Origin of the sequence: Mycolicibacterium frederiksbergense, assembly GCF_012223425.1 — a bacterium.
GTDB classification, from domain to species: Bacteria; Actinomycetota; Actinomycetes; order Mycobacteriales; family Mycobacteriaceae; genus Mycobacterium; species Mycobacterium frederiksbergense.
The window spans coordinates 2656008-2670116 of the sequence record NZ_CP038799.1 but is presented as its reverse complement, the minus strand read 5'-3'; the positions used below and the strand labels follow the sequence as shown (position 1 = coordinate 2670116).

Here is a 14109-nt window from a genome sequence, read left to right as displayed (position 1 = left end):
GAACCTCCTCCTCATCACATCACTGCTCCGCCGTTGACCCCGAGCGTCTGGCCGGTGATGAACTTGGCCTCCTCGGAGCACAGGAAGGCCACCGCCGCAGCGATATCGTCCCCGGTGCCCAGATGCCCGACGGGGATGTTCGCGGCGATCTCCTCGTTGCTCTTGAGATACCCTGCGGCCTGGCCCTGGTGCTGCATCGGCGTTTCAATACCCGAGGGCGGAATGTTGTTGACCGTGATCCCGCGGTTGGCGTACTCACGTGCCAGCGACTTGGTCAACGTCAGCAACGCACCCTTCGAGGCCGCATAGTGGGCGGCGAACGGCGAACCCCGCTGGGCGCTCGACGACGAGATCATCACGATGCGACCCCAGCCGCTTGCCACCATGTCCGGCAAGGCGGCCTGACAACAGTGGAACGTGCCGGTGAGGTTCACCTCGATGATGCGCGTCCACGCTTCGGAGGTGATCTCCTCGAACGGCGCGAACCCGAACAGCCCCGCGCTGGTGACCAGGATCTCGATCGGGCCCAGTTCGCTGCGGACCTTGGCGTAGGCATCGTCGACGGCGACCCGGTCGGAGACATCACCGGCCACCGCCACCGCGGCGATTCCCTCGGCGCGCAGCTCTTCGGTGACCCGTTGAGCCGCTTGCGCATTCACATCGAAGACGGCGACCTTGTGGCCGCGCCGGCCCAGCTCATGACAGGTGGCCTCACCCATCCCGGATGCCCCGCCGGTCACCACTGCAACGCGACTCATCGCATCCTCCTGCTGTTACTCATAGACGAACCGGATGGTCGGACTGGTGGGTAGCGCCTGACAGGTGACCACGAGTCCCTCGGCGACCTCGTCCTCGTCGAGCGCGTCATTGTTCAGCAGGCGCGCGCTGCCTTCGGTCACTTGCGCGATACACGTTCCGCACGAACCTGTTTCGCAGGACGAGGGCGCCCTGATCCCGGCCATCCTGGCCATCTGCAGCAGGGTGTGTCCCGCCCGGTAGTCCACCGTGACCGTCTCCCGGTCCAGCTCGATCGTCACGGTCTCGGTCACCTCCGCGCCTGGCGACGGTGCCGGGACCGGCGCAACGGTGAAACGCTCCAGATGCACCTGCTCCGCCGGGACTCCGGCGTCCAGCAGTGCCCGCTCGACGGTGTCCATGAACGGACCCGGCCCACAGACGAAACAGTCCGCATCGGTCCCTGTCTCGGCGATGAATGCGGCGATCTTCTCCGCGGTCACCACCCCCTGCTCGACGTCGAGGTGGTGCTGGAGTCCGAAGCGTTCACCGTGCTGATCGACGAGACCGTCGAGAGCCTCTCGGAAGATGACCGACGTCACCTCACGATTGGCGTACAACAACCGCGCCCGGCCGGTGGACTCCGCCAACTCGGTCTGAATCAGCGAGAACACCGGTGTTATACCGCTTCCGCCGGCAAACGCCACCAGATCACGGCCGGTGCCGGAGCGGACAAAGCGACCCTCAGGTGCTGAGACGCTGATCCGATCTCCAGTTGCCGCATGGTCGTTGAGCCAGTTGGACACCACGCCGTCACGGTCACGCTTGATCGTGACCCGCAGATCTTGGTGCTTCACCGGCGAGGACGACATCGAGTAGCAGCGGCGGTACTCCTGTCCGCTCACCTGGACGCGGAGCGCGAGGTACTGCCCGGCGCGGTAGGAGAAGTGCTCGGCCAGGTGCGGCGGAACGTCGAAGATGATCGAGATCGCGTCGTCGGTCTCGCGCACCACATCCTTGATACGCAGCGATGTGAAGCCGTCCGCATCAGCGGTTTCGGCGGCAGCTTCGCTCGGGGAGGTCATCCCGACAAGGTTATCAAGTACTTGTCATATATCTCAAGTACTAGATATCAGGGTCGACGTGGTCCGCGTACAGCGTGTGGCCGGTGCCCTGCTCGACAACCCGGCTGAGCAGCAGCCGCAGCTGTTCTTGCTCCTCGCGGCTGAGCACCCCGAACACCCGGTCGTGTGCCGCGACGGCGTCGCTGACCACTGCCGCGGCGACCGCACGACCCTCGTCGGTCAGGAAAGCCTGCAGGATCCGGCCGTGCTGTGGGTCCTGCTTCCGCTCGACGAGGCCGCGCTTCTCCAGAGCGGTCAACGCCAGTTGTACGCCCTGCGGGCTGATCAACAGCCGGCGGGCGAGTTCGGCGCCGGACAGACCGGGCTGGTTGGTCAGCTGCCGCAGCACGCCGATCTGTGCGGTGCTGACACCGTGGGGCTTGACCGCGTCGTTGACACTGGTCAGGGAGAAGTAGAAGGCCTGCTTGAGCAGCCACAGGACATTGTCTGTGAGTTCGATGCTCATATTCTGCCGCCCATCGCCTCGCGCTCGGATTCACGATGACGCTAGCGCACATCCGGCCGGTCCCTGGCGCTACACCTGCTTGACGATGACCCCGTCCTTCATGACGAACCGGATGTCCAGCGTGGCGGTGATATCGGTGGAGACATCCCCGGGCACCGCGATGATGTCGGCCAGATAACCCGGGGCCAGCCGACCCAGCTCGTCGTCGGCGTCGATGAGTTCGGCGCTGATGACCGTGGCGGCCTTGATGGCCTGCATCGGGGTCATACCGCGTTCCACAAGCGCGCTGAGTTCCTTGGCGTTCTGGCCGTGCGGAATCGCCGGCGCATCGGTGCCACAGGCGATGCGGACCCCGGCCGCTATCGCCTTGGGCAGCATCGCCTTCGCCTGCGGGAAGACCTCCAGAGCCTTCTTGCGAAGCTCCGGCGCGATGCGGTCGATGGCCATGGCATCGGTGAGGTAGGTCGTGGAGACCAGGAAGGTTCCGTGGTCGACCATCATCTGGATGGTCTCATCGCTGGCAAGGAAACCGTGCTCGATGCAATCGATGCCGGCGCGGATACACGCCTGAATTGCTTTGTCACCCACCGCATGCGCGGCCACTCGCACACCGGCTCGGTGCGCCTCGTCGGCGATCGCCTCGAACTCGGCATCCGAGTACTGCTGGGCACCCGGTGATGTGCTGTGGGACATCACCCCACCGGATGCTGAGACTTTGATCAGCTTGGCGCCGTGCCTGATCTGGTAGCGCACGCAGGAGATGACGTCCGGCACACCGTTGGCGATGCCCTCGGCCACCGACAGTGGCATCACGCCCGGGGCGAGTCGCTGGAACACCGTCGGATCAAGGTGCCCCCCGTAGGGCGTGACGGCATGTCCGGCGGGCCAGATGCGCGGGCCGGGGTGCCAGCCCTGGTCGATGGCACGTTGCAACGCGACGTCGAGCAGATATCCACCGGTCTTCACCATGAGGCCGAGGTTGCGCACGGTGGTGAAGCCCGCGTTCAACGTGGTGGCCGCGTTGACCGCTCCGCGCAGAGTGCGATACGCCGGGTCGTCCTGCACGCCGTGCATGGGTGTCGGCAGACCCTCCGGGCTCCCGGGCCCACCGATGAGCAGGTTCAGTTCCATGTCCATCAGACCCGGTAGCAACGTCACGTCGCCCAGGTCGATCTCGATTGCCGAATCTGGCAGTGGACCTTCGGGATTGACGTCGGTGATGCGATTGCCCTCGATCACCACCACGGCCGGCGTGTGGATCTCACCGGTGACGACATCGGCCCAGCGGTCTGCCCGCAGAACGGTTACGGTCACGGAACCGGCTCGTAGACACAGTCCAGCCTGGTGGCACCGGAATCCGGCACCCGGGGCTGCTTCCAGCACTCCACCGGGAACGACACCGTCACCATGGAATACAACATGCGCATCAAGTTGACTACGTCCTCGGGCATATCGTCGAGGCTGAACTTGTCGCAGTAGGAGATGGCCTCCTCGGCACGCGCGGTGATCGCGTCGTAGAAGGGCTGGATCTCGACCATCGAGCTGCCCAACCGCTTGCTGTAACGCTGCGCCTCGGTGGCCAGGCACCAGTCCGAGAACTGTTCCAGATCAGCGAATTCCACTGGTAGCACGTTGCTCACTCTCCCGCTGGTAGGCGTCGATCCACGATGCGGTCTCCTTGTGCAGGTGCCGCAGCAGTATCTCCTGATCGCAGTACAGGAACTCCTCTACCGCACGGGATTCGATGCTGGTCTGGGTCGCCTCCAGAGTGTTGGCATCCTGCAGCCCGTATTCCTTGAACGTCGCCGCCGCCAGTTCCTGGCCCAGACGTTCCCGCGGCGTGCGTGGCTGCGGGAAATACAACGTGCACTCGAAGGTGTGGGTGTTGTACGAAGTCGGCCAGTAGTGATAGGTCAGGTACCAACCCTGACCCCAGAACAGGATGACGAAGTTGGGGAACAACTGGAACGAATCCAGGCCCCACGGTTCGCATTTGGCAGGATTGAGACCCACCGGCATCGCACCGAGATCGGGAGCCTCCCACGGCCCGAACAGACCGCTCTTGCAGATGTCCTCGATCGGCTTGCGCAATTCGTCGGCCATCTCCCAGGGCCGCACACCGGACGTGCTCACCAGACGGTGCGGTCCATCGATGCGGTAGTGCGGCGCCTCGAACCCGGCTTGTGCGGCGGCCTTGGAGTACGCGGTGGGCGTCTGGTTCGCATGCAGCACCGGTGCGTGATAGAACTCCTGGAAGGCGTCCATGTAGAGCTTCCAGTTGGCCTTCACCTCGGAGCGATAGGTGAACCGCGAGGTCATCTTGTCGAACGGGTAGCCGGCCAGATCGGTGATCATCGGGCCGAGGAAGTCGGTCAGCGTCTGTTCCGGCTCAGCGGCGAAGTTGACGAAGATGAAACCTTCCCACACTTCGCAATGCACCGGTACCAGGCCGTAGCTTTCCTTGTCCAGATCGAAGAATTCCTCCTCCTGCTGGACGTAGGTGAGTTTGCCTTCCAGGTCATACCGCCAGGCGTGGTACTTGCAGATGAACTGCCGGCAGGTCCCACTGGTTTCTTCCAGTGGCTTGTCATTCCAGACGAGCTTGTTACCTCGGTGCCTGCAGACGTTGTGGTAGGCCTTGACCTCACCTTTGGTGGTGCGGCACAGGATGATCGAGGTATTGGCGGCCTTCATCTCCTTGGTGAAGTAACTGCCCTTGCGCGGCAGCAACTCGACCCGTCCGACGTTCAGCCACGCCCGTTTGAAGATCGCGTGACGTTCCAGTTCGTAGATCTCGGGGTTGATCGAATCCTCGTAGGAGACCGGGCCGGTGCCCAGTTCCGGGTAATGCTCGGTCCAACTGCCCTCTGCCGGTTTCGGGAAACGCGCCATGCGACGACGGTATCGTCGCGAGGGGTCAATGACAAGTAGTTGATACTGCCCGCCGTGGCGTGGGCGTTGGGCGTCGGGCAGGCTGAAGGTCACCATGGACGCCTTACCCCTGCCCGCCGTCGGGTCCGACCCCGACGGGTTGTTCACCGCCTTCGGCGAGTGGGCGGCCGCCGGCGGCACGGTGCTCTACCCCGCGCAGGAGGAAGCGCTGATCGAGCTGGTCAGTGGGGCCAACGTCATCCTCGCCACGCCCACCGGCTCCGGCAAATCGCTGGTGGCCACCGGCGCCATCTACGCGGCGCTCGGCGCCGACCGCACCAGTTTCTACACCGCGCCGATCAAGGCGCTGGTCAGCGAGAAGTTCTTCGCACTGTGCGAGGTGTTCGGCGCGGCGAATGTCGGCATGCTCACCGGGGATGCCGCGGTGAACGCCGACGCGCCGATCATCGCCTGCACCGCCGAGATCCTCGCCAACATCGCGCTGCGCGAAGGCGCCGACGCCGACATCGGCCTGGTGGTGATGGACGAGTTCCACTTCTACGGCGACCCGGACCGCGGCTGGGCCTGGCAGGTACCGCTACTGGAACTCCCGCACGCCCAGTTCCTGTTGATGTCGGCCACGCTCGGCGACGTGACGTTTCTCCGTGAGGACCTGACCCGCCGGACCGGCCGGGAGACCGCTCTGGTCACCGGCGCCGAACGGCCGGTGCCGCTGTTCTACTCCTACGCCACCACCGCCATGCACGAAACGATCGGCGACCTGCTCGACACCAGGCAGGCACCGATCTACGTCGTGCATTTCACCCAGGCCTCGGCGCTGGAACGGGCCCAGGCCCTGATGAGTGTGAACGTGAGCACCAAGGAGGAGAAGGCCGCGATCGCCGACATGATCGGTGCGTTCCGCTTCTCGACGGCCTTCGGCGCCACCTTGTCCCGCCTGGTCCGGCACGGGATCGGCGTGCACCACGCCGGGATGCTGCCCAAGTATCGACGCCTCGTCGAGCAGCTCGCCCAGGCCGGTTTGTTGAAGGTCATCTGCGGCACCGACACCCTCGGCGTCGGCATCAATGTCCCGATCCGCACCGTGGTGTTCTCGGCGCTGTCCAAGTACGACGGTGTGCGGACCCGCCTGCTCAATGCACGTGAGTTCCATCAGATCGCCGGACGGGCCGGACGGGCCGGGTATGACACCGCAGGCACCGTGGTGGTGCAGGCACCCGACCACGAGGTGGAGAACCTCAAACAGTTCGCCAAAGTGGCCGACGATCCGAAGAAGCGGCGGAAACTGGTGCGGCGCAAGGTTCCCGAAGGCATGGTGCCCTGGAGCGAGAAGACCATGACCCGATTGGTCGAGGCAACGCCGGAGTCGCTGCACAGCAACATGAAGGTGACCACGGCGATGATCCTCGACGTCGTCGACCGGCCGGGCGATCCCTTCATCGCGATGCGGCGACTGCTCACCGAGAACCACGAGCCGCGCAAACGTCAGCTCCGGCTGATCCGCGAGGCGGTCGGCATCGCCCGCTCGCTGCTGCAGGCAGGCGTCCTGGAACGGTTGGCCGAGCCCGAACCGGACGGCAGAAGGTACCGGCTCACCGTGGACCTGCCGCTGGACTTCGCCCTCAACCAGCCGCTGTCCACGTTCGCCCTGGCCGCCGTCGATACCCTCGATGCGACGTCGGAAACCTATGCCCTGGATGTGGTTTCGGTTATCGAGGCGACGCTGGAGGATCCCCGGCAGATCATGGCCGCCCAGCTGAAGAAGGCGCGGGGCGAGGCCGTGGCGGCGATGAAGGCCGAGGGGATCGAGTACGACGAGCGGATGGAACTGCTCGACGACGTCACCTACCCCAAACCGCTGCAGGAACTGCTCGGTCACGCTTTCGCGGTGTATCTGCAGACCAACCCGTGGGCGGCGGACGGGCAGCTGTCACCGAAATCGGTGGTGCGCGAGATGTGGGAGCGCGCCATGACCTTCCGCGAGTACGTCAGCCAGTACGGCCTGACCCGCTCCGAAGGCGCGGTGCTGCGCTACCTGTCCGACGCCTTCAAGGCGCTGCGGTCGGGGGTGCCTGCCACCGCCCGCACCGAGGAGCTCAACGATATCGTCGAATGGATCGGTGAGCTTGTGCGGCAAGTTGATTCGAGCCTGCTCGACGAATGGGAGCAGCTGACCAGCCCTGACCAGCCGCACGATGCCCCGGTGGCGGTACCGGCCCGTCCTCGCCCCCTGACCGGCAACGAGCGGGCCTTCATGGCCATGGTGCGCAACGCCCTGTTCCGCAGGGTGGAGTTGTTCGCCCGCCGGCGCTGGTACGACCTGGGCGAATTGGACGCCGCCTCAGGGTGGACGTCCGAACGCTGGCAGGAGGTCGGCGAGGACTACTTCGCCGAGCACGACGATGTGGGTATCGGGGCCGACGCGCGGGGTCCCGCGCTGCTGATGATCGAGCGACAGCCGGGCGTATGGCAGGTACGCCAGATTCTGGACGACCCGGCCGGCGACCACGACTGGGCGCTGCTGGCCGAGGTGGATCTGGAGGCCTCCGACGAGGAGGGCGCCGCAGTGATCCGGTTGGTCGATGCCGGCCTGCTGGACTGACGGTCTAGCCGCCGATCAGTTCGGCGGGGGCGTCGAGGAAGCGGGCCAGTGCGGCGCGCAGCGGCGCCAACTTCTCACCGGCATCGAACTCGAGCAATGCCGCTTCGGCGGCCATGCCGACCCAGAGTTGCGCGGCCGCATAGGGATGATCCCAACCCAACACGCTGAAGTCCGGCGCGCACAGCTCTGCGGTCTGGCTGTTGCGCAGTCGCACCTCGGCGGCGGTGGCCGGATCGGCGCGAGCCTCCAGCAACAGCGAGCGGACACCGTACTCACGTAGGCAGGTGTCCAGATAGTTGCGGGTTGCCTTCAGCAGTCTGGCCGCGCCCGGCGTCTCGCCTTCCAGGGATTTCAGTGCTTCATCGCGGATGCGGTCGTGGAACTCCCGATGTAGAGCCAGCAGATAGCTGGATCGATCCGGAAAGTGATGGAAGAAGGCGCCTTTGGAGACGCCTGCCTCTTCGACGATTCTGCTGATGCTCAGCGCGGACAACCCGACAACCTGGGCCAGGCGCAGTCCAGATTCCAACAGCGTCGCCCTGGTACGCGCGGCGGCTTCCTGTCGTGGGGTCACGACTCTTCAGAGTACGGCCTTCAAGTAGTGCCGAGGACTCGTTGCAGGTCCGGTTTCATCTGCTGGAGTTGCTGACCCCAGTAGTTCCAGCTGTGGGTGCCGTCATCGGGAAAGTTGAAGACACCATTGGTGCCGCCCGCAGACACGTACAAATCCTTGAAGGTCTTGCTGGTGCGTCCCAGGAACTTCTCCAGGAAGGTCGCCGCCGCCAGGTTCCCCGCCGACGCCCCCGCGTCGAAGTCCGATGCTGCTCCGGTACCGGAGTACACCCAGACCCGGGTGTTGTTGGCCACCAACTTGCCGACGTTGACGGTGGGGTCGTTGCGTTTCCATGCCGGATCGCTGGACGGACCCCACATGTTCTTGGCGTTGTAGCCGCCGGCGTCGTTCATCGCGATGCCGATCAGCGTCGGCCACCAACCCTCGGACGGATTGAGCGCGGCCGACAGTGCCCCGGCGTACACGAACTGCGTGGGATACCAGATCGCCAGTGTCAATGCCGACGATCCGGCCATCGAGAGACCCACCGCCGCATTGCCCGTGGCACTCACAGATCTGTTGGCCGCCAACCAACCTGGGAGCTCGCTGGTCAGGAAGGTCTCCCACTTGTAGGTGTAGGGCTGCCCGTTGCCATCGGAAGGCTGGTACCAGTCGGTGTAGAAGCTCGATTGGCCACCGACCGGCATCACCACCGAGAGTCCGGACCCGTCGTACCACTCGAATGCCGCCGTATTGATATCCCAGCCACTGAAGTCATCCTGCGCCCGCATGCCGTCGAGCAGGTAGAGCGCATGCGGCCCCCCAGGCTGAAACTGGACACGGATATCGCGTCCCATCGATGGTGAGGGGACGTCGAGGTACTCGACTGGAAGTCCGGGGCGGGAGAAGGCGTTCGCGGGCGCCGCCCCGCCCAGGTTTGCGAGCACGGCAAGCACGACAAGTGTTACCTGCACGGCGTATTTGGAAGTCAGCATCAGGATCCTTTCACATACCGGTCGGTCGGTATTTGAAAGGATCGTAAACCGTGCGCTCGCAACCGTCCACCCCCTTGACAGGCAAGAGCCTGCTTGCCTATCGTGGCGCCAGTGGGTGACGTCTTCAAAGCACTGGCGGATGCCACGCGCCGCATCATTCTCGATGAGCTCACTGAACGTGATGGACAGACACTCTTCGAGATCTGCGGACGGCTCACGACCAGGCACGGGCTGAACTCATCGCGGCAGGCGATCTCGCAGCACCTGGACGTGCTCGAATCCGCCGGTCTCGTGCAGACGCGGCGCGAGGGACGGTACAAGTTCCACCACATCGACACCGCGCCGCTGGAACCCGTCATCGCACGATGGCTCAAGAAGCCCGGGAGGGAAACACCATGCGAATCAGCCTGACCAGCGTGATGGTCGACGATCAGGACAAGGCGCTGCGCTTCTATACCGACACGCTTGGCTTCCGGCCCAAACACGACATCCCGATGGGGGAGGCACGCTGGATCACCGTGGTGTCACCCGACAGCCCCGAAGGCACCGAGCTGGTGCTCGAACCCGACGGTCATCCGGCGGCAAGACCGTTCAAGGACGCCTTGGTGCAGGACGGCATCCCGTTCACCGCCTTCGAAGTCGACGATGTGCACGCCGAATTCGATCGACTGAGCGGACTGGGTGTGCGGTTCACCCAACGACCCACCGAGATGGGTCCGGTGGTGACTGCGGTGCTCGATGACACCTGCGGCAACCTCATCCAGATCCAGTCAGCCTCCTGTTCGTGTCGACCTCGTGTGGCCGGTAGGGGCGCCCGTTGGCGAACGCGAGATCGTGGAACCACTCCCTCGGGGGTTGCAGGTAGGGCTTGTCCCAGGAATCCCACGGCAGCCAGGTCTGCGTCTTGCCGGCGAACAGACCCCACGTGTAGGCGCCGACGTGACGACGTTTGGCCACCGGTAGCACCCCTTCGATGGTGCTTCCCTCGGTGCGGGCCAGGTACTCGGTGCACATGATGGGGCGACCCCACGGTTGGAGTTCGTCGACGCGGGCCTCGAAGCCGGCCGGGTTGTCGTAGCTGTGGAAGGAGATCACGTCGGCGAGATCGAGCTGAATGCGCGCCATCTCACTGCGCCGCGACGCATCCCCCATTCCCCTCCCAGACACCGGTGGTCAACGGCTGCACCGGGTCCACCGTCCGCGCCCAGCGAAAGACCTGAGGCAACAGATCTGCGACGAGTGCGGGTTTGTCGTCGCGCTCCACCGTCTTGTAGACCGCCGCCGGATTGTCGGGTTCGTTCCACAGATCCCAACCCAGAATGCGTTGGTCGTTGCGGAACTGGGTCAGGATGCGCACCACGTACTCCTGGAGGACCTGACGGTAGCGCCGGTCGTCGAGGCGCTCGGCGCCCGGACTCTGCACCCAGCCGGAGTTGTGGATGCCCGGCCGGGGCGCACGCTGCGGCCCGCTTCTTGGCAGCGGATCCCAGCACGAATCGAAAAGCACCAGTAGCGGTTTGATGTCATGGCGCGCCGCGATATCGACGAAGTGCGCGAGCCGCCGCTGAAAGCCGACGCGGTCCTGGGTCCACAGTTGATCGTGCAGGAAGACCCGCACGGTGTTCAGGCCCATGGCTCGTGCCATCCGCAGCTCGCCGTCGATGCGCTGCGGGTCGAAGGTGCCCTGCTGAAACATCTCCAGCTGATTGATCGCGTTCGACGTGATGTAGTTCGCGCCGACCAGCCACCCCTGCCCGCGGAACCACCGATGCGCGCGGTCATTGGACCAGCGGCCCGGCGCGGCAGAAGCCCGCGGTGCGTTGGTCAGTGACAGCGCGGCGACGGCAGGCGGCGCAAGGAACGGAAGTTTGAGAAGTGTTCTGCGGCGCACCGATTGTTTGTGGTCAATTCCATTGGCGTGTCCCAGATCACGTACCAAGTTGTCCTCGAATTCGTAGACGTCATCGACATCGACCCCCCGGACAGACGTCACGGTACCCGCATCGGATGACGGCTACAGAACCCGCAGCTCAGCGCTACGGGGTGAGGACGATCTTCACCGCACCGTCGGCCTTGCGCTGGAAAATGTCATACGCGTGCGGCGCCTCCTCCAGGGGCAGCGTATGGGTCGCGAAACCGTCCACACCGAGCGGATCCTCATCGGTCAGCAGGGGCAGGATCTCCGGCACCCACTTCTTGACGTTCGCCTGACCCATCCGGATCTGCACCTGCTTGTCGAACAAGGTGAGCATCGGCAAGGGGTCCGCCATCCCGCCGTAGACACCGATGACGGATATGGTGCCGCCGCGCCGCACGATATCGATGGCCGAGTACAGCGCATCGAGTCGGTCCACGCCGGCCTTCTCCATGAACGGCTTGGCCAGAAAGTCCGGGAGGAACCCGGTGAGTTGCTGTGCCACCTTGGTGATCGGCGAACCGTGGGCCTCCATGCCGACGGCGTCGATGACCGAATCGGTGCCACGGCCACCGGTCAGCTCGCGGATGACATCCCCGATGGGGTTCTCCTGGACGCCGAGGTCGATGGTGCGTATCCCGCGGTCCTGTGCTCGTTTCAGCCGGGCGGGCACCCGGTCGACCGCGATGACGTCGTAGCCGAGATGGGCGGCGATGCGGGCCGCCATGTCCCCGATCGGGCCTAGCCCCAGTACCGTGACCGATCCGCCGTCGGGGATTCCCGCGTAGGCCACCGCTTGCCATGCTGTGGGCAGCACATCGGAGAGGTAGACGAAGCGAGAGTCGGGTGGGCCGTCGGGCACCTTGATGTGGGTGAACTGGGCCTGCGGTACCCGCAACAACTCCGCCTGCCCGCCCGGCACGCTGCCATAGAGCTCCGAATATCCGAAAAGTGCTGCGCCCATGCCCTGTTCACGGACCTGGGTGGTCTCACACTGCGTGTACAGGTCGCGATCACACATGAAGCAACTGCCGCACGAGATCTGGAACGGGATGACCACCCGGTCCCCTACTGCCAAATTGCTGACACCGGAACCCACTTCGCGCACGATGCCCATCGGCTCATGGCCGAGGATGTCGCCGGGGTTCATGAATGCGCCCAGCACCTCGTAAAGATGGAGATCTGACCCGCAGATATTGGTCGAGGTCACCTCGATGATCGCGTCGGTGGGTTCCTCGATCTTCGGATCGGGCACCTGCTCTACTCGGACGTCGCGTTTACCCTGCCAGGTGACTGCTCTCATTGCTGAGCGATACCCGCATCTGGCTCAACGAAACGCCGCGAGGTCGCCGGTGGCCGGGCCCTCGAGCAAGGTGCCGTCCGGCGCGAATCGTGAGCCGTGCAAAGGACATTCCCAAGCGCAGTCGGCATCGTTCCAATGGACGATCCCGCCGAGATGTGGGCACACCGGAGACACCGTGCGCTTGACGCCGTCCACGATGCTGTCCGCATGCAGGTGCCACGGCGGGCCGGCTACGACACCCTGGCCCTCTGCCGGGGCCCGGTCGGCGGCAAGCGGCGCCAACCAGCCCTTGGCCATGTGGTAGCCGACCGACAGGTTCTGCTTGAGCGCAGTCGCCAGCCCGAGCAACTCGTGCGGGCTCCAGGCCGCGAAGGCGCTCGCCCACGACATGTTGCCGCCCAGGATCTGGCCCGACAACGCGAACGCGGCCGCCACGCCGTTGGTCATTCCCCATTTGTCGAACCCTGTTGCCACCCAGACATGTTGCGCTCCGGGCAGAATGGGCCCCGCATACGGAAGTTCATCAATCGGCGAGTAGTCCTGCGCCGACCAGAAGTGGGTCTGGGTCGCCCCCGGATAATGTTGCTTGGCCCAGTGCAACAACTCCCCGACCGCCCGGCCGCATCGGTGGCGCGGCCGACCGTGTGCCCGCGCCGCCGACGATGAGAAGATCGCCGTCCGCGGTCGGGGCGTAGCGGATGGACCGTGTCGGCGAGTCGGTAGACAGGAACATCGAGCGGGTGACGTCACCCGGGACATCGAAGGCCACACAGTACGACCGTTTCGGCTTGACCTTCGCGAAGAAGCCGCCGCGGTCCAGGATCGGGATACCGGTCGCCAGGATGCAGTGTTCGGCGGTGATGGTCCGCGGCTCGGCATGCCCGGCTAGTTGGACCATCAGCCGCGGCGGCGCACCCACCGACACCGACGTGACGCGGGCACCCTCGGCCACCGTCCCGCCATGGTGGACGAGGTCGCTCGCCAGCGCGTCCAGCAGCGGCAGCGGATCGAGTTGAGCCTGGTCGGGCAGCCGGACGCCGCCGTGGAAGGGGAAGGGGACATCGGCGTCATCGGCCCATTGCGCAGGTAGACCGGCCGCGCGGCACGCCTCGAGTTCAGCCCGCGCAGCATCGATACCCTCGCGAGACTGCGCGTAGGTGTAGGCATCCTCCTGCTGGATCGACAAGCCGCGCACCTCGCCGAACCGGGCCAGCCAATCGTGGCCCTCCAGATTGCCGGCCACGTAGTCACGCAGGATCCGGTCCCCGTGCTTGGCCTTGATCCTGGACAGCTTGGTGCCCTGCAGCAGGCTCAGCTTTCCGGTCGTGTTGCCGGTGGTGCCCGCACCGACGTGGCGGGCCTCCAGCACCAGGACACGCATTCCAGACCTCGCCAACAGCAACGCGGTGCACAGACCCGTGATGCCGGCACCCACCACGGCGACGTCGTATCGGTCATCGAGGGCGGGTGTCGGGCCGGCGGCCTCGGGGCGGCCGTCGAGCCACAGGGATGTCATGCCCTCCG

12 protein-coding genes and 3 pseudogenes are annotated in these 14109 nt (G+C 65.1%); 3 read left to right on the top strand and 12 right to left on the bottom strand.

Translation table 11 applies throughout. The features are described from left to right. Positions 1 to 14 precede the first annotated feature (14 nt). The 6 genes from EXE63_RS15820 to EXE63_RS15795 form a co-directional block, all read right to left on the bottom strand. Positions 15 to 758, bottom strand: coding sequence for an SDR family NAD(P)-dependent oxidoreductase (locus EXE63_RS15820; protein WP_168142713.1), 744 nt, complete (start codon positions 756 to 758; stop codon positions 15 to 17). Positions 759 to 773: 15 nt separating this feature from the next. Next, positions 774 to 1820 carry a ferredoxin--NADP reductase gene (locus EXE63_RS15815; RefSeq protein ID WP_168142712.1) on the bottom strand — a complete coding sequence of 349 codons (1047 nt, stop codon included), beginning with the start codon at positions 1818 to 1820 and terminating at the stop codon, positions 774 to 776. A gap of 40 nt (positions 1821 to 1860) precedes the next feature. Next, positions 1861 to 2319: a MarR family winged helix-turn-helix transcriptional regulator gene (locus EXE63_RS15810; RefSeq protein WP_168145610.1), complete on the bottom strand. Its 459-nt coding sequence runs from the start codon at positions 2317 to 2319 to the stop codon at positions 1861 to 1863. A gap of 75 nt (positions 2320 to 2394) precedes the next feature. Continuing rightward, positions 2395 to 3639, bottom strand: a complete 1245-nt coding sequence (locus EXE63_RS15805; RefSeq protein WP_168142711.1) for a metal-dependent hydrolase family protein — start codon at positions 3637 to 3639, stop codon at positions 2395 to 2397. Further along, positions 3636 to 3965 (bottom strand): hypothetical protein, encoded by a 330-nt coding sequence (locus EXE63_RS15800; RefSeq protein WP_168142710.1) that lies wholly within the window; start codon positions 3963 to 3965, stop codon positions 3636 to 3638. Before EXE63_RS15800 ends, EXE63_RS15805 begins: the two co-directional genes overlap by 4 nt. Beyond that, complete coding sequence (locus EXE63_RS15795; RefSeq protein ID WP_168142709.1) at positions 3934 to 5217, bottom strand: aromatic ring-hydroxylating oxygenase subunit alpha; 1284 nt, start codon at positions 5215 to 5217, stop codon at positions 3934 to 3936. Before EXE63_RS15795 ends, EXE63_RS15800 begins: the two co-directional genes overlap by 32 nt. Before the next feature lie 94 nt (positions 5218 to 5311). Here EXE63_RS15795 and EXE63_RS15790 point away from each other — a divergent pair, with 94 nt between their 5' ends. Continuing rightward, the gene (locus EXE63_RS15790; protein ID WP_168142708.1) at positions 5312 to 7819 is read left to right on the top strand and encodes a DEAD/DEAH box helicase; all 2508 of its coding nucleotides are present in this window, start codon (positions 5312 to 5314) and stop codon (positions 7817 to 7819) included. Positions 7820 to 7823: 4 nt separating this feature from the next. On the opposite strand, the gene EXE63_RS15785 is transcribed toward EXE63_RS15790, so the two are convergent. Together EXE63_RS15785 and EXE63_RS15780 are read right to left on the bottom strand one after the other, a co-directional pair. Further along, positions 7824 to 8393, bottom strand: a complete 570-nt coding sequence (locus EXE63_RS15785; protein ID WP_168142707.1) for a TetR/AcrR family transcriptional regulator — start codon at positions 8391 to 8393, stop codon at positions 7824 to 7826. A gap of 20 nt (positions 8394 to 8413) precedes the next feature. After that, positions 8414 to 9367 (bottom strand): esterase family protein, encoded by a 954-nt coding sequence (locus tag EXE63_RS15780; protein WP_168142706.1) that lies wholly within the window; start codon positions 9365 to 9367, stop codon positions 8414 to 8416. Between the two features lie 111 nt (positions 9368 to 9478). Here EXE63_RS15780 and EXE63_RS15775 point away from each other — a divergent pair, with 111 nt between their 5' ends. Both EXE63_RS15775 and EXE63_RS15770 read left to right on the top strand, forming a co-directional pair. After that, positions 9479 to 9778, top strand: coding sequence for an ArsR/SmtB family transcription factor (locus EXE63_RS15775; protein ID WP_168142705.1), 300 nt, complete (start codon positions 9479 to 9481; stop codon positions 9776 to 9778). After that, positions 9763 to 10146 (top strand): annotated as a pseudogene (locus EXE63_RS15770) (VOC family protein); the annotation flags it as partial. The gene EXE63_RS15775 and the pseudogene EXE63_RS15770, both read left to right, overlap by 16 nt. Here EXE63_RS15770 and EXE63_RS15765 read toward each other — a convergent pair. The 4 genes and pseudogenes from EXE63_RS15765 to EXE63_RS15755 all read right to left on the bottom strand — a co-directional run. After that, positions 10124 to 11258: pseudogene (locus EXE63_RS15765) on the bottom strand (glycoside hydrolase 5 family protein). The pseudogenes EXE63_RS15770 and EXE63_RS15765 overlap by 23 nt on opposite strands. 145 nt (positions 11259 to 11403) lie before the next feature. Next, positions 11404 to 12585 (bottom strand): zinc-dependent alcohol dehydrogenase, encoded by a 1182-nt coding sequence (locus EXE63_RS15760; protein WP_168142704.1) that lies wholly within the window; start codon positions 12583 to 12585, stop codon positions 11404 to 11406. A 24-nt stretch (positions 12586 to 12609) separates the two neighbouring features. After that, entirely contained in the window at positions 12610 to 13059 is a 450-nt protein-coding gene (locus EXE63_RS33480; RefSeq protein WP_366515348.1) for a Rieske 2Fe-2S domain-containing protein, read from the bottom strand. 6 nt (positions 13060 to 13065) lie between these two features. After that, a pseudogene (locus EXE63_RS15755) lies at positions 13066 to 14101 on the bottom strand (NAD(P)/FAD-dependent oxidoreductase); the annotation flags it as partial. Positions 14102 to 14109 lie beyond the last annotated feature (8 nt).